Genomic DNA, 21,977 nt, shown 5'->3' on the forward strand with positions numbered 1-21,977 from the left:
GATTGTGTTGTCATAAATATTGAGGAGGCTTGATGGCACCGAGGGCTTATCTGGCGGAGTTTCGCCGGCGTGTGGCCGATCTAGGCGAGACGGGCCGGCCGGGCGCTGGGGTGGTGGCGGAGCTGGCGTCAGCGACCAGATCAACATCGGCACCTTACGTAGCCGGGCGAATTCATACCCGGGGATGAGGCCGCATCGGTGACGCGTCTCCCGGTACGATCCGGCGAAGAGGGCTCGATCCGATGGCCCGGGTCAAGCCACTTCTTGCCGTTCAAGGCCATCATGAGCGACAGAGTTGCCCACTTACAGATCATTCAGGGCGTCATCAATCGCCTGAGTCAGAACTCATTCCTGCTCAAGGGCTGGACCGTCGTCTTGGTATCAGCTCTCTTCGCCTTGGCAGCGGGCGATTCTGAGATCCTGTTCGTCTACCTGGCCTACCTACCTGCGATCGCCTTCTGGTGGCTCGATGCCTACTTCCTCCGGCAAGAACGTCTGTATCGAGCGCTGTACGACGAGATGCGCGAGGTCGAGGATGCCGACGTTGATTTCTCGATGGATACGCGGTCCGTTGCTGACAGGGTTGCAACCTGGTTCAAGGTCGCTCTCTCTCCAACGATCATCGCGTTTCACCTGACGCTGATTGGCGCTGTCGCCCTGGTCATGGTGATTGCTCTCTTGCGGCAGTGAGCAGGCCGCTGCGGGCCGCGATGAAGCCGCCCACGCCGACGGTCGTCTTCGACAGCTATTGGACGTTCGCGACGCGCAGACAGGAGATCTTCCACCAGAGAGTGGAGGGTGCTCCGCCCCCGTGGACGGACGACCCGGTTCTGAGGGAGTTTCGGTTCACCAATGCGTACCGTGCAGCCGACCGAGTGAGCCAGTACCTGATCCGACACGTGGCGTACCAAGGAGATCAGTCGGCCGAGGAAGTCGTGTTCCGGGTGCTGCTGTTCAAGCTGTTCAACCGGATCTCGACCTGGGAACTTCTCGAGTCGGAGATCGGGGAGATCACCGCTGCCGGGTTCGACGTCGAACGATACGACTCGGTCATGACCAAGGCCATCGGGAATGGGCAGCGGCTCTACTCCGCGGCGTACATCATGCCGCCCGCCTCCCGAGGTGGCGGTCGTAAGCACTCGAGCCACCTACAGCTGATCCAGGCCATGCTGGAGGACCGGCTGCCCGATCAGCTTCTCGGTTCTGCTTCGATGGCTGACGCCTTCGGGCTGCTCCTCGGACTTCGGGGGGTTGGCACATTCCTGGCGTACCAGCTCGTCACAGACATCAACTACACCGCGGCGCTGGACTACTCGGAGATGGAGTTCGTGATGGCGGGCCCTGGGGCGCGGAGCGGGATCGAGAAGTGTTTCTCGGACCTCGGTGACTATTCCGTCGAGGACGTCATTCGTTGGACGGCTGACCGCCAATTAGACGAGGTGCGAAAGCGCGGGCTGGACTTCATGGACCTCTGGGGTCGGCCGCTCCAACTCATCGACTGTCAGAACCTGTTCTGCGAGGTGGACAAGTACGCAAGGGTCGTGCACCCTGAGGTTGCGAGCCGGGCCGGTCGCACGAGAATAAAGCAGCGCTTCCAGGCTGACCCCTCGCCTCTCGAGGTGTGGTTCCCGCCGAAGTGGGGGCTCAATGAGCACGTACCGGACGCGCCCTTCGTCCCGGCGACGACGGAGTTGGGCCGATCCGAACGTTTCAGCCCCAGCTCTGCCCACGCATCATGCGGGCAAGCGGAACTGTTCTGCTCCGAGCCCGACACTTCAGCTTTGTCGTGAGTCGACTTGAGTCGACGGCCCAGAAGCGGCCCTAGCCGCGACGCACTTCGTCGGACCATGCCGAACAACCGGCGAACACAGACCTGTCACACCCCCTCGCTAGCGTCGGACCCATCCGACTTGGTTCTAGGAGGTGGGCCATGTCTGACGAACGCCATATCTTCATCAGCCACATCCATGAAGATGACGAGCACGTCGCAAAACTCAGGGACCTGCTCGCCACGAAGGGCATGGACGTCAGGAACGGGTCCATCACGGAGGACAAATTCAACGACGCTCAGAACGAGCAGTACATCAAGAACGAGATCCTCAAGCCCCGCATCGACTGGGCGAGTTGTCTGGTGGTCCTTGTCTCAGAAGACACGAAGGACAGCGACTGGGTCAACTGGGAGATCGAGTACGCCCAAGAAACGGGCACACGGATCGTCGCTGTGTACGAACACGGTGAGGCCGGAGTCGAGCTGCCCGAGGCAGCGAAGGACTACGCCGACGCAGTGGTCGTGTGGACAGGCGACAAGATCGTCGATGCGATCAACGGCGAGGACTGCTGGCAGGAGCCAGGTGGACAGCCAAGGCCCGAGCAGCCTCTCAAGCGAATCAAGCAGTGCTGATTCTTGACTCGGCTGTTCTCGTACGTCGTCACTAGGGACTACGGCTTCGCGCCGAACCCCTTCGGTGGTTTCTGCACAGTCGCCTGCTGCAAACCAATCGTGAGAAGAGTCGCGCAGGTCGGCGACCACATCGTCGGCACGGCAACAACCACCAGGTTCCCGCCTGGCCAGGTCGTTTATGTGATGAGGGTCAGCGAGGTGCTCAGCTTCGACCAGTTCTGGAACGATCCCCGCTTCGAACCGAAGCGCCCGATCCTGAACGCAACGAGGAAGCGCCAGTACGGCGACAACATCTACTGCACCAACTCGCAAGGGAAGTTCGTCCAGATGGACTCTCACCACAGCCTCGCCGGCGGTGCAACCAACACCTTCAATCTCAACAAAGACACCGGCGTCGACCGAGTGCTCGTCTCTGACCACTACACGTACTGGGGTGGCTCAGGACCCGTCATGCCGGCAGAACTCCACTACACCCTCGCCAGACGCGGACACCGCTCAACGTTCACCGACGATCAGGTCGCGGCGTTCGTCCGCTGGGCGGAGCCGCTCCTCGGACAAGGCTTCTGCGGGCGGCCATTCAGCTGGGCCTAGCTCGGCCGCGTCAACAAACCCCGCGGCTGACCCAATCCGTCGCAGCTGCGAGCGCCTGCGCGACCGGCGTCCACGAGTCTGGCGCAATCGAACCCAATTGCTCGCTGGGAGCCGGCGCACCGCCATCGCTGTCACCATCATTCGAAAGGGCGGAGTTCACAGCGAAACCAATCAGCGCTGCGATGACGGCGCTCGCGACCGTGCCTACGACCCAGGCCGAGATTCGGACAATGCGTTCGAGACTCGCGACCCGGGTTGCCAGCACTTGCGGCGACGCAACGTCTCCCTGCTGATTCCGGTGCTGCAGCGTTGCAGTGACGACTCTCGGTGACTCCTCGGCAGGGCGACCACTTGGCCCACGGCCCGGTCTTCTTCTGATGCGTCCTAGGACTGCCTGGGAGTGTGGAATCCTCTAGTTTCCACAACACTCCCAACAGTGCTCGACCGATGTCACTCGAACCAGGGTCCTACATGCTCGGCGCACCGCCGTGTGTGCCTTGGCATGCTCGTCAGATCGCCTATGAGAGGCGTCGCCTAGCGTTGAGCCGCTTTGGACCCACGTCTCTGCAGCCCGTCCCATACTCGGTGCCCTTGGCGATAGAGTTACGTGCATGTAATTTCGGGTCTGGTTGAATATGGTCATCGACGACTCCCAAACAGAAGCTCGAACCGGGCCACACGATGGTGAGCTCACTGAAGCGGTTCGCGCCCTCGTCCGCGCTGCAGCTGCTTGCGCCGCTTTCTGCGAGCACATCGAACACAACGAACCGACGACAACGCACCAAGTCGTAGCAGCGGCACAGGTGATGCGACGCGTCGCCGCACAGCTTGCCGATCAGTCTGGCTTGTCCCTACGTCAGCTGTACGAAGACAGAATTCGGAGCGTTGAGGCGTCCAGCCTCCTCGCCCACAGCACCGGCGCGGAACGGATGGAGTTGGTCGGAGCCGACGCTCTCGCCAAAGCCCATAGCTGGGACGAGGTCCAGATCGCGCAGGTGGAACACGACCGCCGATTCCATCCGGACGTGTTTGGGCTCTCGAAGGTCGACCAGCTGCGGCATTACACGTTCCACGTGACAAAGCTCGCGGGCTTGCTCCTAGATGCCGTCGACCTAGGAGCTTGGGACTCGTTTCGCGACGAGCGGTTGGCGGACATTGCCGTCTTCGGGGTCAAGCTCGCAACCGTGTGCAACGAACGCCTTCCATCAACCTCAGTTGACCTGACGTAGCGTGCGCGACAGCGGATCGACGGTGGGGCGCAGAGGCTCGCGAGCATTGACGCTGCGAAAAACTCAGGGGTAACTGCATGAGCGGCTTTTGGTCGTCTGAGACAATCCTCGACCGCATCCGCGCCGACCGACTGGTGGACCCGTTTAGCCCCAAGCTTGTCAAGCACTGCGCCTATGAGCTGACGATGGGACCGCAAGCGCTGGTCACCGGCGACAAGAGGGTCCTCAGGGATCTCGAAGTCGGCGAGCAGCTCCAGATTCCAGCAGGTCACTTTGCCCAGCTCATGACTGAGGAAGTCGTGCGCGTCCCCAAAGACACTCTCGGCCTGATTTCGATGAAGTCGCGCGTCAAGTCCCTCGGACTGGTGAACGTATCGGGATTTCACGTCGATCCTGGCTTTAAGGGCCGACTCCGCTTCTCCGTCTACAACGCAGGACCGTCGCCCGTCGTCATCTCACGCGGTACGCCCACATTCTTGATCTGGTTCGCTGCCTTGGACAAGGCCACACGGGATCCCTACACCGGAGACGGAGGACGCCGCGCGTTTAGCGACAGAGATACGAAGGACATGTTGGGAGATGTGCACACCCCCCAAGTGCTCGCCGACCGCGTTCTGAGGCTGGAGAGAACCATTAGCTGGCGCCATCAGCTGGGAAGATTGGCGCTTGCCGCTGTCTTTGGCGGGTTTGCCACGTTCGGCTTCGGCACGCTTGCGTCATGCGACGATTCAGCCGCGTCGTCATCCTCAGAATCTCCATCCATGCCTGCTGGACCGGACTCGCACCTCCCGCCCTAGCACCCCACGAGATCACAGCCGACTGAGAACCCGCGTCGTGGCACCACGATGATGCAGCAATGAAACCTAGACACCCTCGACAAGGCAGGAACACAAGCGCCAACCCTCGGATCGACGGCGTCGGCAAGCGGTGAGCACGGTCCTTCGTCTTCTCGCGCGCACCGCAGTTGAGTTGCTGTAGTCCTACTTGTGCCTGAGAAAAGACGGAGTCCCGTCCGAGGCTCGCCATTTGCCGGCAACCCCATATGAACCTGAGGGGCGACGACGCTGACAGGGGTCCCAGATTCGGGCCAAGGGTGGCCTGGACCCCTGTTGTTGCACCGGGATTGTGGGAGTCAGGCGGCGGCTCGGTGACGTTGTCGGTGGCAGTTCTCGTTGTGCGCCCCGCGCTGCAAACGGACCCTGCGGTCGGTCACTGAGCGGAATCTGCGAGCGTGGAGGAGCTCGTCAGCGAATGTGCGTTTGAACCGCTTGGCCATTCCGTTGTCCTGTAGCCGATACGGCTCGGCGCGGCGGTTGGTGTTTCGCCTTTCGGCGAGCAGCTCGGCGAACTTGTCCGAGCGGAAGTTGGGGCCGCTGTCGCTGAGGATTTCGTCGTCAGCGAGGTCGTTGAATCAGGACCAGTCCTGGGCCCGCCGCCAGAACCAGCGCAAGGTGTCGGCCCATTCGTTGTCGAGCCGCCTCGACGTAAGCGACCTGGGAGTAGTCGTCGGGAGCGACGTTCAGGTAGGTGTAGTCGCGTCGCTCGCAGCGACGTTTGGCCTTGGGTGATCCTCCGCCGTGGACCCATCAGCTCCCGCCGAGCGAGAGTCTGCCGACCTCCCTCGCGTCCAGATAGATCGGCTCGCCTGGCGCGGTGCGCTCGTAGCGACGGATCAGCCGTCCGGTGGGCGATCCATCCAGCTTGGCAGGTTCATGGCCCATGACACTTACGCACCTGCCACACCGTCAAGGGGAGGGCACACCGGTGCACGCCGTCACCTGCGCAGGACCTCGCCTGGCCGAGCGCCCCAGCCGACAAGCCCGCTCCTCGCCCTTGAGATCAGTGTGCATCGGGGAGCAATACGGCCGGTTGCACTGCTCAAGCAACCGCGCCACGATCTCGACCCCTTACCAGCGCCTCCACTTCGCCACCGTGCCATGGGACACACCCATCTGGCGAGCCACCTCCGCCGGGGTGGTGCTGGCCTCGATCCACTCCATCAGCATCCGTCGCCCGGCGGGCGTCGAGCGAGCATTGGAGTGAGACTTCGAGACTCCTGGCGGCGTGCTTGTTCCCGCAAGCACCACGCTCGCGCAAGAAGCTCAACCCATCACCCTGCTACCAGCCTCCATCTCCACGACAGCAAGCGCGCCCTGAGGGCCGTGCCGCATCGGCTAGTGCGGGCCCTTGCGAACGACGACGCCTAAACGCAATGTGCATTTGGCAATTGCTGCACGAATGCACTGTGGTTTGGCTCTGACGGTGTCGGGTGAGGTGGTCGACTGCCGGCGAGATCGACACGGATCGAGCCAGCGCATACTCCTCCCGGCGTCCCCCCGGTACATTGCGCAGTCACCTGGGTACATAGGAGTTGGCTGTTGTGCGATTGGGCGGCGCGGAAGAATTCCGGACTCGGATGCCCGTGATTGTTGTTGGCACCGACGCTGACAAGAACCGCAGCCGGGTCGAGCAATTGAAACAGTTCGCCGTGAGCATCGGCTGAGACGACCGAGCCGATCTTTCCACCGTGGTGGGGCCAGCGGACAATCGATCGGGAGGGCATCATTCGTATGGCTTCCCGCCAAGCACTGATCTGAGCATCTCCACCAATGATCGCGCTCCTGCCTTCGGACTCGATCAGGACTATCCCGCTGCCCGCGTTGGGTTGCCCCGCCGCGACCGCGCGCAAGAGTTGCGGATATGTCGGCGCCAGCAATGTCCAGGAAGTTGTGTCTCCGAGTTGTTGGCGCCCGATATCCGCGTGGGCTCTGCTAACGCGATCGCCGTACACCAAAGCTCGCTTAAGTAGGCCCTTTAATCCGGTGCGGCTCTCAACGGTTCCGGGATTCGCAATCATGGTGTCGTGATTGAGGTACAGGACACCCGTAAACCGCTCTTCCAACGAGGTCAGAACTTCAATCATCCCGCCAAAATGGTCCATATGGGAGTGGGTCACAACTGCGGCACGCACTTCTGTGAAACCCAACTGTCCGAGTGCTATGATTGCCTGCTCATAGCAACCGATGTTACAGTCGACGATCAGGGCATGGCCAGTGGCAGTATCGACCGCAACCGTGCAGTCACCTTGTCCAACATCAACCACCATCACCGACGCCGACATCGACTAGGCCTGATTTCTCTCAGTCGTTGTTGGCAGATCCTCAAATGGATCTGTTTGCCACGACATAGATTGAAACTTGAATTCGGCGCACTCGATATCTTCAGGAGCCTCGATGTGTCGTGCTTCAAAGGTTGTGCCGGGCCTTATCAGCCATCCAGGCATTCGATGTGGTAGTTCTACTGAAACACCATCAAGCGGTGTGACTCCGTTGATCCAGATCCGGACATCGGGTCCATCAACATCGTGCACTGCTCCTACCCGCCACATCATAGAACTCTCTGAAGCGTCAGGAATCGGCGTCGAAGTGTACCGGATTCGCCCCTCTGGAGCCAGATGATCGGCGAGTAGTCGCTGTGCTCTAGCCATGCAGCGTTCGTCAACGTCATATGTGCTCCACACTTCTACCTCTATCTCATCGAGTAAGCGATGGAGCTCGTTGGGTCGCGCGGCTGGACTAGTCGCAGCATCAACTGCCGCTTTACCAAGCCTAGCGAGTCGCTCAAGCGCAAAGTAATCAGTTGGAACTGGGAACGATTTTATGACCGCTGCCGGAATATTCCTATCGCTTCCAAACTGCGCGGCATATGCATTTGCAAAACCGGAGCCCAAGATCGCAATAAGCGCGTAGAGGATTTCCGAGTTCGATTGATCTAGCGGAGCGATGCCGCGCATACCGTTAGAGCATCCGATGCCGTCAAGATCCAGTGCTACTTTAAGTCTCCACGGGGTTCCTGGGTCCCCAGCCGCAGAAACTAGCACCTTCTTGCGGCCCAAGATCGACTTACCGCGGGCGTTCTGAAAGTCCTGAGGGAATCTAAGGCGCCAAAGTCCCTCTATGGACACTCGCGAGTACGGATCGGTGTTCTCGAAGTTCGGAAGATAGTGGATTCCAACGCCTCGATCCTCCGCTCCTGCGAGCCGCTGCTGGCCCGTGACGACCAATGCCATGTCGCCGAGAGGACTCGACATTGCTCCGAACTCCATCGGCGATATGCCCACTCTCAATGGCATTGAGGTAGGGCCGATTAAGAAGTTGGCCTGAGGAGGGGATCCGGCCAGAAATGTGCTGCGCTCGCTGGATTTAACGTGTTTGACGACCCGAAATCCAGGAATGGACGCACTGCGGCCTTTGCGCGCCAAGATGACCGATGGCGATTGCTGAGATGTTTTGAATGTGTTCTGGGGCAATCTCCAAATGTCAAAGACTTCAAAATTGGTCTCAAGGAGCTGTCGAGTACCAGCACTATTGCGGGCCGACAGCCAAGATGTTGGGACGATGGCACCTAGCAGGCCACCCGGAACCAAGACATCGGCCGCCCATCTCATGAACTGATCTGCTCGTTGTCGTCGTTTGCCTTTACGCTCTAACTTCCATGGCGGGTTCATGACGATGATTCGTGGGCGCATTTGCAGATCCGAGATCGCTAGAGTATCGGTCGCCTCAATGCGCCATCCATTCCCTGCAGGTTGCGATTTGAGAAGCAGCGCCAGCCGCGCGAGCTCGGCGGCAAATGGGTCAATATCGTAGCCACGCAAACGTTGTTGAAGATCTCGATGGCACTCCTCGAGGGTACGGTCTGGCGGTTGCAGTTGGCGTAAACGCTCGTGAGCAGCGATTAGAAGCGATCCTGAGCCACATGCCGGATCAAGCACATAACGATCTTCAGGATCAATTAGCTCGATCGGTAGCTCAGCTACCATGCGAGTAGCTAAGTCCGACGGAGTGTAGTGGATGCCTAAACGGCGTCGCTCGGCTGTGTCAACAAGAGACTGCTCATAGACATGGCACAGAACGAGCGGATCCATACTGCGGTAATTGATGCCAAGCCCTAACTCATGTGTTAGTTCTGCGAGGACATTCAGCTCGCTAGGTGGCGCATATCTCAACCACGAAAATGTATCGGGGTACCTCTCCGCCGCGTGCTCGATAACGTCAAGTGCATCATGACGCACGTTTGGGTACCCCGCGAACTCGGAAGGAACGGCATCTCTCGAAACAAGCGCCGTAAGCGACCCGACTACCAGGCGTGCAGCGTCACGTCGGTCTCGACGCGTTGCCTTACGCCTGCGCTCGCCCGAATGAGCGAGCGCCTGAGCAGTCCAACTGAGGGCGTCTCCTACAATCTCACCCAGGTTCTTAGTGCTGTCAGATCTCGCAGCTGCCAGGAAATTTACCGGTAACTCAAATAATGGCAGCTGACGCAAGCCCGCCTTGATCTTGGTGGCTGCTTCGGGCTGCAGTAACGGCTTTAACTCCGAGGCTGCTTCTTGATCAACGATGCGCCACTCGGTGGGCGCTCCGGCGGCTTCGGGATCGGCGACTCGCAAATCGAAGCGGTCGCCTTGCGGCCGCACGATGAATGGCGCACCGAGAGCCAGCGCGACGCGAAGTGCCCGTGCGGGGTCCTCAATATCTACAACAACTAGCGCCGTCGTCATGTCCTTCGGTGCACTTCTTGCGAACGCAACAAGCTCCGCTATCTCGACGTCTCGCGAACCTGGGATCCACACGGGATAGTTGCCCTGCAGTAGGTCACCGGTGTAGCCCACGGCCTCAAGAAAGCCGCGAGCGCGGTCCAGAACTAGCGCGTCAGCCACTGCAAGCCAGGCAGGTTGGCCGCTGAGCCGACGCCCCAGCGGACCTCGCGGTGCAGTGACGACCGCTCACCATGCTTGGGCCCGTGCCTACAACGTGGCCGTGACACACGCTAGCGGTGCCTGCCAGAGAAGAGCGATGGGAGTTTCAACGGCGATGCACATCACTGTAATGCTTGATGCACCGGCGACCGCTGGATTTTGCCAAGGCAAAATTAAGCCAAGAGTTCCGCGGCGCGCCTTGTGCTATTGGTGCCATCGTGGCTGGAAGCCCACGCCACGATGTCGCCGACTACGCGGACGGCAGATCCACGGATCGGCGCTACGAAGAGCGGCGGGCGACCGTCCCGGTCGGTGATTCGCGTCGGCCACTTCCCGCGCAACGGACACAACACACACGTCGTCGTGACTACAGGCACCCGGATTGCCTTGGACAATGTGTAGACGACCGCCAGTACCAGAGGCAGCCACCGACGCCACACGGCCGTCGCCGGCCCACCTGCATCACGCGCGCAACCTCGCGCAATATGACAGCCGATGCGCAGCTGTGTCGACGGCCGCGCCGATGTCGCCGTCGCTTGACCGCAGCATGTACGTCAGCTCGCGTAGTGGTCTGCAGGCGTTCCAATGAGACATCCGCTCTCTTCGGTTCGTCGAGTGACTGTTCGGCGACGGCTCTCAACGTAGCGACGAGACGGCGAAGTTGGCCCAGTCGGACATGACCTGGCGGCGTTGGTCGAACAGGTCCGCCTGCCGGACGTAGGCACGCTCAACGCTGTTGCCGAGTGTGTGCGCCAAGCACGCTTCTGCCACCGCCCACGATGCGCCTGAGCACTCGAGGAGCCATTGCCGTAGTGAACTTCGGAACCCGTGAGCGGTTGAGTCGACGCCATTCGTACGGAGCACTTTTAGGAGCGCTTGCCAGCTCAATTCGTGGCCGTGCCGGAGCGGACTGGGGAAGATCAGACCGGAGCCGTCGTCGAGCTCACGGGCCTCGGTCAACACGTCGAGGGCTTGCTTGGAGAGCGGAACTCGATGCTCGACGTTGCCGCCTTTCATGCGGACCGCGGGGATCGTCCAAATGGCGCCGTCGAAGTCGACCTCGGGCCACTGCGCGCCCCGAGACTCGCCGCTGCGCACGCCAGTGAGGATCAGGAACTGCAGGCACAGTTTCGACGCGGGCGAGGCTTCGGAGTGCTCGATGCGCCGCATGGCGTCAGGCACATCGTCGTAGTGGATGGCCCGTTGGTGATTCGCGACCTTTGGGGTGCGAGGGAGCGCCGCATCGATTCCCTCCCCCGCTGCGTTGGCGACGATGTGCTCGTGATGAGCCATGACCCAACCGAGCACCTTGCGGATGCCTTGACGGATCCTTCGCGCAATCTCGGGCTTGGAGTGCCAGATGGGATGCAACACGGCCAGTACGTCGGACCGGGTGATCCGATCGGCGCGAATGTGCCAGAGCGGGGCGGCGTGCCTTCGGAGTCTTCCGAGCCAAATGTCGCCGTGGCGCGGATCCCGCCAAGTCGGCCGCATCATGTCGCAGACCCGCTCAGCAGCCTGTCCGAAAGTCGGCACGTCGGAGCGCTGAGTGGTCGGATCCCTGCCCACCTTCGCGTCGGCCTTGATCTCGTCTCGTCGCTGTCTCGCCCCCGCGAGTCCGACCGCCGGCCAGGGCCCGATTCCGATGTCGCGCTTGCGGCCATTTACGCTCACGCGCACGACCCAGCTCCGCGCTCCGCTCGGCTTGACCACCAAGCTCAGCCCGTCACCGTCCGAATGCTTGCCGCGCGGGGCGTGCTCGACGGTCTTGGCCGACAGATTCCCCATGTGCTCCGCCTTGGCGCCTGCTGAGGGGGGAACCGTTCCCCCTTCAGGTGGGAACTGACTGTAACAGGGGGGAACTGCCGAGAGGCCGCAATCTCAAGAAACTGCCTCTGACCAGTGCCTTTGGGAACTCCTGGGAATCCCTGACATGGTTCCCGGGTGTCGGAGGGGGGACTTGAACCCCCACACCCTTTCGGGCACTAGATCCTTAATCTAGCGCGTCTGCCAATTCCGCCACTCCGACTGAAGGCCCGAAACCGCTGGCTGCGCAGCCATTTCGGGGCGCGTCAGCATAGCGCTGCGCCCCGGAATCATCGGCGGGGTTCAGGCCTCGTCAATAGCTGTCGCGAGCGCATCGAGACTCACCGGGTTCAGCTCGCCGCGCCACGACCACACGACAATGTCGACGCCGGCGTCGAAGAAATCCTGCGCGCCCGCAACTGCCTTGTCGATATCGCCGTCGGCCTCGAAGCCGAGGTGGATCGACCGGTCGATCTCAGCCTCGTCACGTCCGACTCGCTCGCAGTGGGCCCGCAAGACGTCGTCCAGCTCCCGCCACGCAGCGACATCGGGCGGGAACGTCATGTCCCACTGGTCGGCGTACATGGCCGCCGTTCGCAGCGTCCGCGCCCGGCCCTGGCCGCCGATCACGATCGGGATGCGCTCCTGGATCGGCTTGGGCTCGCACCAGGCATCGGTGAGCTCGAAGAAGCGTCCCTTGTGGGTGGTCGTCGTCTCGGTCAGCAGCTTGACGATCACCTCCATGCCCTCCTCCAGCCGATCCGAGCGGTCCCGCAGCGGCCCCAGCTCGATGCCGTACGCGTCGCTCTCCATGAAGTTCCAGCCGGCGCCCATGCCCAGCTCGAAGCGACCGTTCGAGATGTGGTCGAGCGTGGCCGCCATGTTGGCGGTCACTGCTGGGTGGCGGTGATGCATGCCGTTGACCATCGCGCCGAGACGGATCCGGGTGGTGGCCTGCGCCAAGCCCGCCAGCATCGTCCAGCCCTCCAGGTTGGGACCGTCATAGGGCGGGGCCAAGGGATAGAAGTGGTCCCAGTTCCACGCCGACTCGAATACCTCGATCTCGTCGGCGGCCTGCCAGATCGCCAAGTACTCCGGCCATGTGGCGTGGTGCGGCGGTGTCTTGATGGCGTGACGTCCCATGGGGGCTCCTTGTCGCAGGCGAGCAGCAAGCCCAGGCCGTCAGGCGAGCAGCAAACCGAGTATCAGCGTGGTGAAGCCGAATGAGACGGCCACCACCACCGTGATGCGGCTGAGGTTCTTCTCGGCGACCGTCGAGCCCGCCGCCGTGGATCCCACGGTGCCGCCGAACATGTCGGACACGCCGCCGCCGCGGCCGCTGTGCAGCAGCACCAGGCCGATCAGCCCGAAGGCGGACAGCAGGTGAATCCCGCCGACAATCCACGTCATCACGGCGTCTGAGGCTACCGGCACCTGTCGGCGGCCCCGAGTCGGGAAGGCCCGTCTATGGGCGTATCAGGTGAGTTATGGGGGTGCTGCCCTTGGCGCCCGGCACCCAGCCTTCGATGATGGCGCTGAAACCGCCCGCTCCCCCGCCGGCGCGCACCACCATGGGCGACCACGGCGGCAGTTTGCGCAGGCCGCCGCTGGCGGCGCCTTCGGCCGAGCCGAACACGTGCCCGCCGTCGACCGAGCCGCTCTGGTTTCCGGCAACCTCGGCGCCCAGAAGCTGTCGCACGAAGCCCTCGGGCAGGCCCTCGGACATGCCGCCAGCGCCGCTGACTGCGAAGTCCAGGTCCATCTGCAACAGCGGCTCGAGTTCTTCGTAGAAGCGCTCCCGCGTCCAGCCCGAGTCCGCGAACGTCGACATGTGCTCGGGTGTCATCACCAGCATCGCCTCGGTGGGCAGCTTGCGATTGCCCACGCACATCAGCTGCTGGGCGATCGTGCGGATCAACGAATCAGGCGTCCGGGACACCTGGTCGATGCAGCCGATCGGGCCGTGCCCGGCGAACAGCGTGACCGTGTCCTGGCCGGGCTCGAAGCCGCGGGCGACTGACAGCGGCGGCCAGCCGTCGGGCAGCCCTTCCTCGTCCTCGGCGAAGCACCAGCCCACTTTCGAGGGCGACCCCAGCGCCGAGCGGTCGATGCCGCCGATGCCCGGTTTGCCGCCGCCGACATTGCGGATCACCAACTGCAGGGCACGCCCGATGGTGGAGTTGGCACGGTTGCCCTGCCCGAGCGAGTTCTTGTCGGTGTTCATGCCGATGCGTCGGCGGATGGGGCCGTTCACGATCACGATCGGCCCCGAGAACCACAGCGTGCACAGCAGCCCGTGCATGTTGAACGTGTCGGTGCATGCCGCCTCGACGGCGGCCAGTACCACCGGCAGGTACTCGGGCTTGCAGCCCGCCATGACGGCATTGACCGCCACCTTCTCGACCGTGCACTCGACCAAGGCGGGCGGCACCACCGCGACCACTTCGCCGGGCGCCCGGGTGGTTCCCGCCAGCATGGCGGCCACTCGCACTTCGGTCGGCGGCACCACTGGCAGCCCGTCGGACCAGCCGCGGTCGTATCCGGCCTCGATGGGGTCCTCCGCCGATGCCAGCTCCACCTTGCGGCTCGCGAACGACGTCGCGCCGAAGCGCAGTGCCAGCTCATCGGCGAGCAGTGGGTCCACCGACATCGAGCCGCAGCCCGGCCGCATGTCCGGCAGCTCTGATCCGAGAGCGTCGGCTCCGCTCAGCGCTTCCCAGCTGCGACGGTCCCACCCCACCGTGCGGGCCATCTCACGGCCGTCCATCACTGCCATGAGCGTCGGCACCGTTTCGATGTCGTGATGCCAGGACACGGCCAGGTCGTGGTCATGGGTGACCTCAGCACACTGCCCGCCGAGCCCGGCCATGAACTCGGGATCGTCCTGCGTGAACACGGTCAGGCGCGTCCCGCTGCGCACTGCGTGGTCGGCGAGCTCGGCCAGCACTGGCTCGACGTCGCGGCAGGTCGGGCAGTCGCGTTTCACGAAGGCCACGAGGCCATCGACGAGGGGAGGCCGCTCAGCGGCAGCGGTCGGTTCTTCAGCAGGCACGCTGAGACTCTAGATCTGAGACCCTCGATGCGGCCTCTCGGCCTGCGCAGCCGGCGCCAACGCAGGGCTGGCTGGCTACAGGGGATGGGCGGTGAACTGCTCGCTCGCCGTGGCGTATGCCTGCAGCGCTACCGCCGGTCGGCGTCGTGGGTCCAGCAGGTTGCTTCCCATCGCATCGAGGTCGGCCGATGCCGGCATCACGACTTCCACACGCTCGCACTCTGTCAGGCTCAGTCGTTCGCATTCGGTGGTTATCCGGCTGGCGACGCGCAACGCGCTCCAGCCCAGCGTCATCGCGCCGGAGTCCATGGCTGCAGCAATTGGCATCTCCCACGGCTGCGCTGCCGAGGGCAGCTCGGCGATGCCCATCGGGGAGCTCACCACGACCAAGTCGTAGGACTCTCCCCGAAGCACATCGAGGTTGTCCGACGAGTGCACGCCCGCGTCGATGTACGCGGTGCCGTCGATCTCGACAGGTTCGAACACGGCCGGCACGGCGCACGACGCTGCGACTGCCTGTGCGGGCGTCGCCGGGCCGTCGGCGTCGAAGACCACCCGTTCGCCCGCGTCCAGCTCCACCACCGGCACACGCAGTTCCACCCGGGTGGGCCACTCCCCGTCGAACAGCCCGCGCACCATGTCAGCCACGTGCGCTGTCGGCACCCTGCCGCGGGGCAGCAGCGAGGCCAGTGCCGTACCCGGTGCCACGCGGCCCGGCATCATCGCCGCCAGCATCCAGATGTGCGGTGCCATCGGCGCCCCGAAGCTGGCGGTGGCCTGGCGCTTCGGGCCCCGCCGTGCCCGTGCGGCGCCGAGCAGGCGCTCGCCGTCAGAGCTGAGGGGCTGTCGCGTCTCGCGGCGGAAGAGGTCGCTGGGGCTGAGCCCCGCGGAAACCAGCGCGCCAGAGATCGAGCCCGCGGACGTACCGACGATCAGGTCGACTTCTCGGGCGTCGATCCCCCACGCGTCCTCCAGCGCTTTGAGCACACCGGCATGGAAGGCCCCGCCGACGATGCCGCCGGAGCCCATCACCAGCGCAACGCTGCGGGGGGCCACGGCTGCGCCTCTAGGCCTCGACGTCGCTGTGCTCGAGCATCCAGCCGATCATCGACGGGATCGAGCGCTTGCGGGCGCCGTTGCCCACGATGAGCCCGACGTGGCCGGCGGGCAGCCGCATCTCGGTGGCATCGTCGGAGCCGACCATCTCGTCGAGGCCGTAGGTGGACTCAGGCGGCACGATGTGATCGCGCTCGGCGATCACGTTCAGGAACGGCGCCGTGATGTCGGCAAGATCCAGCTTGCGGCCGCCGAGCACCAGATCGCCGGTCACGAATCCGTTCCCCTCGATGAACATCTCGGCGGTCTGGATCATCGTGGCGCCCGGGAACGGGATATGGCTGCGGGTCCACGACGTCATCGCCTGGTACGAGCTCAGGAACTTGTCGTCGTCGAGGTGCTCCCAGAAGTCCATGACCGTGCTGAGGTCTGAAGTGGGCGTCAGCAGCGTGAACGAGGCCCGCACGGCCTCGGCGGGCACGTTGCCGGTGTGATCCATCAGGTGCTCCGGATCGATGCCGCCCTTGCCCACACCGGTCATGACCGTCGGCATCTTGGCAAAGTCGACCGGGGTGGCCATCACCACGATGTTGCGGATGGGATCGTCTGGGTGGCCGGCCGCGTACAGCAGCGTCAGCAGGCCTCCGTAGCAATAGCCGAACACGGTGATGCCGACCTCGCCGCCCATCTGGTTCACCTTGGCCACTGCCTGGGGCAGCAGCTCGTCGCAGTACGTCTCGAGCGTGTTGTTGGCCTCCTCCTCGTCGGGCACGCCCCAGTCGAGGAGGAAGACATCGAAGCCCTCGGCGACGAGCCGTTCGATGAAGCTGTTGCCCGGCTGCAGGTCCAAGATGAACGATCGGCTGACCAGGCTCATCACCAGCAGGAGCGGCGGGCGAACGGTCGGGTTCTCGCTTCGGTAGCGGTAGAGCACGGCCTTGCCGTTGCTCCACACGGCGTCACGGGGAGTCTGGCCGACCGGGGCACGGTCGATGCCCATGACATGACGGGTCAGGTTCCACCAGCGCCGCATGCCGGTCTCCCACATCTCGGCAAACGGGACAAAACCGGTGAACGGGTTGAATGCAGCGGCATCGGTCTGCGGCGAGGCGCCCGTGGCACCGTTGCGGGACACGGGCTTGGTCAGGGTGGTCGGGGGCATTGGTGTTCCTTCAGGATGATGAGGGGTGATACGGGTCGCCGGCTGGCTCAGGCAGTCGATGCCGTTTTGGCAGGAGCCTTCTTGGCCGTCGCCTTCTTGGCTGAGGGCTTGCTCGACATCGGCTGTGCGGCGCCGTTCGTCGCCGGCGGCGCATCGCCGGGAGCAGCGGCAGCCACCTCGAACACGAGGTTCTTGAGACCCTTCAGCTCACGGTCGACCGCTGCGACCTGCTGGCGCAGCTTGCGCACATCGGTGGCGGCGGGCAGGTTCCAGAAGTGCAGCCAACGCCGGCTGGCACGCTCGAACTCAGCCGTGAAGGCACTGGTGACCTTGGCGCTGGCGGCCATGAAGTCGCGGAAGCCGTCCGAGGCGGTGAACTGCTGGAGACCAGGCGCTACGGCCTTCTCCCACTCGTCGTAGATCTCACGCCATTGCTTGGCCATGTCTGGTTCCTCCGGAATACAGGGGGGGGGGGGGTCCGGTGTGCTGTCACGAATGCCGGCGGCGTGCTCGACACCTGCCGGAACGAATGAATGAACTGATGGGACCGACTTCGTCGCCCATCAATTGCATGACGTTATGCAACTATATCTAGATTGCGACGAGGTCACAAGAGCATTTCGCTTCTGGAAATTGTGTGACACGCTGCAATGATCTGCTGGCGGGCAGGCAGCGGATCGGCTAGATTATGAAGACAGCCGATGAACTTGATCGATACGGACCAGCAGGGCGCCGGAGGCCCAGCGCAGTCCACGGGCAGCGGCACTCGTCGCACCCTCGGGCTGCCACGAGTTCGTGACGCGCAGCAATCCTGGGCGCCCGAGTCCGCCGACTGGGGCGACGAATGGGATCTCGATCACAAAGTCGCTGCCCTGTGGCGCGCCGCGCGGCTGGGGCCGACCGTCGAACGGCTGCGCCGGCACGTGCTCGGGGGCGGGTCCCAGTCGATCGAACCCGGTCAGTTCCGAGCGCTCGATGCGGTAGCGGGGCAGGGCCCTGTCTCCATCCGGGCGCTCGCCGACATCATGGACGTCGAACCCAGCACGGTCACACGCGCAGTCGTCCGGCTCGAGACCGACGGTCTCGTCTTCAAGCGACGGGCCGACCGCGACCACCGGGAGGTACTGGTCGAGCTGACCGATCTCGGCGCGGCCCGCCACCAGTACTTCGTCGACCGTGCCTACCGCATCTACGAGGAGATCTTCACCGTCTTCGACACCAGCGAGCGCGAACTTCTTGCAGACTTGCTGGAGCGCATGCTGGTGTCGACCGATGCCGCACTCGCCCGTCTCGATGCCCGGGCGCTGTAGAGCGAGTTCCAGCGATCACAGAGGGATGTCCGACCGCCGATGACCGCCGACGCTCCGACGAGCCGCAGCACGGCCTCGCGAGGTACGGCGTCGCCGCTGCGCGCCGGCTGCCGAGCAGCAGGCTCAGTGGCCGAGTGGATCCGCGGGCACAACGAGAACGACCTGCCTGCGGTACGCCAGACGCCTGCGGCTGCGTGGAAGTGGATGATCGACGAATGGTCGATCCAGCTGGAGCTGGCGTCCGCTCGCATGAGGATCCCCGACGGGCCGTTCCGCCAGCGGCTTCGCTCTGAGCTGGCTGAGGCCCGCAGCCTGTATGCCGAATGCGGATGGCTCGACGATCCGGCCGCCTACCACCGCACTCCCCCGCCGCTCGACAGCGGGGTGCAGATCAGCGCTACCTCTGCGGGCGATGCCGATTTCTGGCACGTCCGCTTCGCGAGCGAGTTCGAGCCGTGGCCCGGCGAGCCGGGGCGCGACCGCTGGATGAGCTACCGGCCGGTGCGCACCACCCATGCGTGGATGCTGCAGCACCCCGATCGGCCCCGGCCCTGGGTCGTGGCCGTCAACGGCTACCGCACCGGCGAGCCCGAGATGGACATGTGGATGCTGTACGCGCACCGCCTGCACCGGCGTTGGGGCCTCAACGTGATCGCCGTGGTGCTCCCGCTGCACGGCCCCCGGGCCATCGGCGTCAGCGGTTCGCGGGTCATCCACGCCGGCGCCATGAACACGGTGTTCACGGTGGCGCAGGGCGCCTGGGACATCCGCCGGGTGATCGGCTGGGTGCGCGACCGGCTCGAGGCGCCTGCCGTCGCGGTGTCGGGCATCTCGCTCGGCGGCTACATGGCTGCCATGACTGCGGCGCTGGAGGACGACCTGGCAGCGGTCATCGCGGGCGTCCCCGAAAGCGACCTGGCTCGCGGCACCCGCCGGCAGGTCGAACCGCTGCTCCCGCCGTTCTACGAGCAGTGGGGGCTGTCATGGGAGCCGTACGAGCAGATCCTGTCTGTGGTGTCGCCGCTGTCGCTTCCGTGCAAGGTCCCCCCGCAGCGGCGCTACATCTTCGCCGGGCTGCTCGACCGCTGGGTCCGGCCCGGCAACGTCAAGACGCTCTGGGAGCACTGGGATCGGCCCGACATGCTCTGGTACCAGGGCTCGCATCTGTCCTACCCGTTCGAGCGCGAAGTTGCCCGCTACGTGGACCGGGCCGCCGCCGAGACCTTCGGCCGCGTGCCCGCGCCGCCCCCGCGCTGAGGTTCCGGCCGCCCGCCCCGGGTTGACGCTCCGGCCTCCGGCCGGAGGGGCTAGACGCGCTCCGGCTGGCCCAGCACCGCCAGACGGTGTCGCACCACCTTGCCGGTGGTGGTCATGGGCAGTGCGTCCACGAAGTGAATGTCGCGCGGCACCATGAAACTCGGAAGGTTCTCGGCGACCCAGGCGCGGAGCTGGTCGGCGTCGACGCGCCGGCGCGGGCGCGGAACGACGAACGCCGCCACCCGCTGGCCGAACTCGGGGTCGTCGACGCCGACAACGGCGGCTATCTCGACGCCGGGATGGCGTCCCAACACCTCTTCCACGCCGGAAGGGAAGACGTTCTCGCCGCCGGTCACGATCATGTCGTTGGCACGTCCCGAGATGTGAAGCCGGCCGTCTGCATCGAGGCGGCCGATGTCCCCGGTGGACATCAGCGTGCCGGCCCGGTCGCCGTCGCTCCCGTCGGTGTAGCCGAGGAACTGGGCCGTGCTGGCGAGATGAACCCAGCCGGCGTTGCCGTTGGGTGCCGGCATGCCGTCATCGTCGAGGATCGTCAGCGTCACCCCATCGGGCGGGCGGCCCACCGTGCCCGGCGCCGCGCGCAGATCGACGGGATCGGCGATGGTCCCGATGGCGGTCTCGGTGGAGCCGTACACGTTGTACAGGCGGTCTCCGAAGCGGTCCATCCACTCCTGGGCGAGCTCGCCGGACAGGACGTTGCCGCTGCTGAGCACCATGCGCGGCCGGTGCATCGCATCGGGCTCGATCGGTAGGTCGAGGATGCGGCGCAGCATCAGCGGGACGACCACGAGCGCGTCGTAGCGCCGCTCGCAGAGCAGTTGACCGACCTCAGCGGCCTGGAACTGCCGCCTCATCTCCAGCGTGCTGGCAGTGGCAAGGCCGACGACGAGCTGGCTCAAACCCCAGGCGTGGAAGAGCGGCGAGGCGATGAAGTAGCGGTCGCCCAGCCGGTACGGGACGCGTCGCAGCATGCCGACCCCGCCCACGCGCGTCGTCTTCAGCGTCCGCACGGCACTCTTCGGCGCTCCGGTCGTGCCCGACGTCAGCAAGACCAGCTTGGGCCGTCGCGAGGGAGGCGAGCACGGCCGGCCTTCCGCTGCGATGCGGGACATCGCGTCCGGGCTGCTCCCGTCGGCGACGAGCACCCTGGCCTTCGTTCCCGACTGGGCAACGACTCCGGCGAATTCCTCATCGGCGACGATCACGGCGATGCCGTCTCGTTCGCAGACCTCCGCGAGATTCGACGCCGGCAGCGCTGTCGAGAGCAGCACGGTGTCGCAACCGGCGCGTTCGGCCGCCACGAGCGCCGTCACAAACCACCGGTGGTTGCGGCAGAGGATGCCGACGGCGCCGAGGCCGCCGTCGGGCAGTGTCGAATCAGCTCGCATCCGGTCCGCCACGCTCGACGCCGCACGGTCGAGCGTGCGGTAGTCGACCGAGCCGGCATCATCGACGATCGCCGTGCGACCGCCGAAGCGCAGTGCCGCCGCCGTGACCGCCGAAGCGCTGCCGAGACCCCACTGCACTGAGGCCCACCAGCGCGCCGAGCCGAGCGCCACATCGGCAGCCCCCATGCGCAAGGCCACATTCCACATGCTGTCACCGGCGATCATGGACCCGCTCACCGGGTGTCACTCGCCGCCGGTGTCGAAGCTGCGGTACACGCCCAGCAACGCCGCCTTCTGCTCGTCCGTGAGGTTCGGATCGGCTTGGACCGCCTCGACCACCGTGGGTACGTCCTCACGGTCCATCAGGCCGGCGTAGGACAGCAGCGTGGCCGCGCGCACGTTGAGGGCTTCCGCCAGCGCCTTGAGCACCCGTACGGAAGGCTCGTGCAGGCCGCGTTCGATCTGGCTGAGGTACGGGTTCGACAGGTGAGCCATCTTGGCCAGCTGACGCTGGCTCAACTCCATCAACTCGCGCTGGGCCCGGATGAAGTCCCCGAGCTGATCGAAGCCGGGGAACGGGTTTGCCGACCGCTGATCGTCCGCGTCAGCGGCGTCAGGGTCGGAAGCGGCCATCAGGCCTGGGCGTCCTCGCTGGCCCGCTCCCACGCTGCGGCGATGCGAGCAGCACAGTCCTTGTTGGCCTCGTGGACCTGGCTCCAGAAGCCGAAGTAGGTGTCGATCATCTCGGTGGGCTTGGGCAGGTACTCCGCGAAGGGGCTCGACGTTGCCGGCACGGCGGACAGCCATGCCTCAGCGACGCGCTCATTCATCGACACGAACTGCTCCTGAGCAGTCTTCATCTGCTCGAGGGTGCGGTCCTGCATGTCGCGGATGGAATCGAGAACGGCCATGTGGCTTGCTCCTGGAAGGGGGAAGTGCCGGCGGG

22 protein-coding genes and 1 tRNA gene are annotated in these 21,977 nt (G+C 64.5%); 9 read left to right on the forward strand and 14 right to left on the reverse strand.

The features are described 5' to 3' along the window. The first annotated feature begins 282 nt into the window (after nucleotides 1-282). The 6 genes from ACOGXE_RS02110 to ACOGXE_RS02135 all read left to right on the forward strand — a co-directional run bounded on the left by ACOGXE_RS02110 (nucleotide 283) and on the right by ACOGXE_RS02135 (nucleotide 5,018). On the forward strand, nucleotides 283-690 hold the full coding sequence (locus ACOGXE_RS02110; RefSeq protein WP_419932306.1) for a hypothetical protein: 408 nt from the start codon (nucleotides 283-285) through the stop codon (nucleotides 688-690). Further along, nucleotides 687-1,790, forward strand: a complete 1,104-nt coding sequence (locus tag ACOGXE_RS02115) for a nucleotide kinase domain-containing protein (protein WP_419932307.1) — start codon at nucleotides 687-689, stop codon at nucleotides 1,788-1,790. The genes ACOGXE_RS02110 and ACOGXE_RS02115 overlap by 4 nt, the downstream gene beginning before the upstream one ends. Before the next feature lie 140 nt (nucleotides 1,791-1,930). Continuing rightward, the gene (locus ACOGXE_RS02120; protein ID WP_419932308.1) at nucleotides 1,931-2,401 is read left to right on the forward strand and encodes a TIR domain-containing protein; all 471 of its coding nucleotides are present in this window, start codon (nucleotides 1,931-1,933) and stop codon (nucleotides 2,399-2,401) included. Nucleotides 2,402-2,404: 3 nt separating this feature from the next. Beyond that, a complete protein-coding gene (locus tag ACOGXE_RS02125) occupies nucleotides 2,405-2,992 on the forward strand; it encodes a hypothetical protein (protein ID WP_419932309.1) in 588 nt (195 codons plus the stop codon). A 629-nt stretch (nucleotides 2,993-3,621) separates the two neighbouring features. Continuing rightward, nucleotides 3,622-4,221 carry a hypothetical protein gene (locus tag ACOGXE_RS02130; RefSeq protein ID WP_419932310.1) on the forward strand — a complete coding sequence of 200 codons (600 nt, stop codon included), beginning with the start codon at nucleotides 3,622-3,624 and terminating at the stop codon, nucleotides 4,219-4,221. A gap of 77 nt (nucleotides 4,222-4,298) precedes the next feature. Next, nucleotides 4,299-5,018, forward strand: a complete 720-nt coding sequence (locus tag ACOGXE_RS02135) for a dCTP deaminase (protein ID WP_419932311.1) — start codon at nucleotides 4,299-4,301, stop codon at nucleotides 5,016-5,018. A 789-nt stretch (nucleotides 5,019-5,807) separates the two neighbouring features. On the opposite strand, the gene ACOGXE_RS02140 is transcribed toward ACOGXE_RS02135, so the two are convergent. Then, on the reverse strand, nucleotides 5,808-5,942 hold the full coding sequence (locus tag ACOGXE_RS02140) for a hypothetical protein (protein ID WP_419932312.1): 135 nt from the start codon (nucleotides 5,940-5,942) through the stop codon (nucleotides 5,808-5,810). Here ACOGXE_RS02140 and ACOGXE_RS02145 point away from each other — a divergent pair. Then, complete coding sequence (locus ACOGXE_RS02145) at nucleotides 5,941-6,264, forward strand: hypothetical protein (RefSeq protein ID WP_419932313.1); 324 nt, start codon at nucleotides 5,941-5,943, stop codon at nucleotides 6,262-6,264. The genes ACOGXE_RS02140 and ACOGXE_RS02145 overlap by 2 nt on opposite strands. A gap of 160 nt (nucleotides 6,265-6,424) precedes the next feature. Here ACOGXE_RS02145 and ACOGXE_RS02150 read toward each other — a convergent pair whose 3' ends face one another. The 10 genes from ACOGXE_RS02150 to ACOGXE_RS02195 all read right to left on the reverse strand — a co-directional run bounded on the left by ACOGXE_RS02150 (nucleotide 6,425) and on the right by ACOGXE_RS02195 (nucleotide 17,498). Beyond that, a complete protein-coding gene (locus tag ACOGXE_RS02150; RefSeq protein WP_419932314.1) occupies nucleotides 6,425-7,342 on the reverse strand; it encodes a ComEC/Rec2 family competence protein in 918 nt (305 codons plus the stop codon). Between the two features lie 3 nt (nucleotides 7,343-7,345). After that, nucleotides 7,346-9,940: an HsdM family class I SAM-dependent methyltransferase gene (locus ACOGXE_RS02155; protein ID WP_419932315.1), complete on the reverse strand. Its 2,595-nt coding sequence runs from the start codon at nucleotides 9,938-9,940 to the stop codon at nucleotides 7,346-7,348. A 675-nt stretch (nucleotides 9,941-10,615) separates the two neighbouring features. After that, nucleotides 10,616-11,767, reverse strand: a complete 1,152-nt coding sequence (locus ACOGXE_RS02160) for a tyrosine-type recombinase/integrase (RefSeq protein ID WP_419932316.1) — start codon at nucleotides 11,765-11,767, stop codon at nucleotides 10,616-10,618. 157 nt (nucleotides 11,768-11,924) lie between these two features. Then, nucleotides 11,925-12,008 (reverse strand) — tRNA-Leu (locus ACOGXE_RS02165). 80 nt (nucleotides 12,009-12,088) lie between these two features. Further along, nucleotides 12,089-12,928 carry a TIGR03560 family F420-dependent LLM class oxidoreductase gene (locus tag ACOGXE_RS02170; protein WP_419932317.1) on the reverse strand — a complete coding sequence of 280 codons (840 nt, stop codon included), beginning with the start codon at nucleotides 12,926-12,928 and terminating at the stop codon, nucleotides 12,089-12,091. Nucleotides 12,929-12,967: 39 nt separating this feature from the next. Then, nucleotides 12,968-13,195 (reverse strand): preprotein translocase subunit SecG, encoded by a 228-nt coding sequence (gene secG, locus ACOGXE_RS02175; RefSeq protein ID WP_323673339.1) that lies wholly within the window; start codon nucleotides 13,193-13,195, stop codon nucleotides 12,968-12,970. A gap of 55 nt (nucleotides 13,196-13,250) precedes the next feature. After that, nucleotides 13,251-14,837, reverse strand: a complete 1,587-nt coding sequence (locus ACOGXE_RS02180; protein ID WP_419932318.1) for a thioredoxin — start codon at nucleotides 14,835-14,837, stop codon at nucleotides 13,251-13,253. A 75-nt stretch (nucleotides 14,838-14,912) separates the two neighbouring features. Further along, nucleotides 14,913-15,893, reverse strand: a complete 981-nt coding sequence (locus tag ACOGXE_RS02185) for a patatin-like phospholipase family protein (protein WP_419932319.1) — start codon at nucleotides 15,891-15,893, stop codon at nucleotides 14,913-14,915. Between the two features lie 10 nt (nucleotides 15,894-15,903). Next, nucleotides 15,904-17,055 (reverse strand): alpha/beta fold hydrolase, encoded by a 1,152-nt coding sequence (locus tag ACOGXE_RS02190; RefSeq protein ID WP_419932320.1) that lies wholly within the window; start codon nucleotides 17,053-17,055, stop codon nucleotides 15,904-15,906. A 47-nt stretch (nucleotides 17,056-17,102) separates the two neighbouring features. Continuing rightward, complete coding sequence (locus ACOGXE_RS02195) at nucleotides 17,103-17,498, reverse strand: poly(R)-hydroxyalkanoic acid synthase subunit PhaE (protein WP_419932321.1); 396 nt, start codon at nucleotides 17,496-17,498, stop codon at nucleotides 17,103-17,105. A gap of 258 nt (nucleotides 17,499-17,756) precedes the next feature. On the opposite strand from ACOGXE_RS02195, the gene ACOGXE_RS02200 reads away from it, so the two are divergent. Both ACOGXE_RS02200 and ACOGXE_RS02205 read left to right on the forward strand, forming a co-directional pair. Further along, a complete protein-coding gene (locus tag ACOGXE_RS02200) occupies nucleotides 17,757-18,365 on the forward strand; it encodes a MarR family winged helix-turn-helix transcriptional regulator (RefSeq protein WP_419932322.1) in 609 nt (202 codons plus the stop codon). A gap of 39 nt (nucleotides 18,366-18,404) precedes the next feature. Beyond that, nucleotides 18,405-19,622, forward strand: coding sequence for an alpha/beta hydrolase family protein (locus tag ACOGXE_RS02205; RefSeq protein WP_419932323.1), 1,218 nt, complete (start codon nucleotides 18,405-18,407; stop codon nucleotides 19,620-19,622). A 50-nt stretch (nucleotides 19,623-19,672) separates the two neighbouring features. On the opposite strand, the gene ACOGXE_RS02210 is transcribed toward ACOGXE_RS02205, so the two are convergent. Genes ACOGXE_RS02210 through ACOGXE_RS02220 form a run of 3 tightly spaced genes read right to left on the reverse strand, consistent with a single transcriptional unit; the run spans nucleotide 19,673 to nucleotide 21,942 of the window. Further along, entirely contained in the window at nucleotides 19,673-21,268 is a 1,596-nt protein-coding gene (locus ACOGXE_RS02210) for an AMP-binding protein (protein WP_419932324.1), read from the reverse strand. A gap of 6 nt (nucleotides 21,269-21,274) precedes the next feature. Further along, nucleotides 21,275-21,664, reverse strand: a complete 390-nt coding sequence (locus ACOGXE_RS02215; RefSeq protein ID WP_419932325.1) for a helix-turn-helix domain-containing protein — start codon at nucleotides 21,662-21,664, stop codon at nucleotides 21,275-21,277. Next, nucleotides 21,664-21,942, reverse strand: coding sequence for a hypothetical protein (locus tag ACOGXE_RS02220; RefSeq protein ID WP_419932326.1), 279 nt, complete (start codon nucleotides 21,940-21,942; stop codon nucleotides 21,664-21,666). The genes ACOGXE_RS02215 and ACOGXE_RS02220 overlap by 1 nt, the downstream gene beginning before the upstream one ends. Nucleotides 21,943-21,977: the final 35 nt, after the last annotated feature.

The sequence above is a fragment of the Candidatus Poriferisodalis sp. genome (assembly GCF_965208555.1).
GTDB lineage: Bacteria > Actinomycetota > Acidimicrobiia > Acidimicrobiales > Poriferisodalaceae > Poriferisodalis.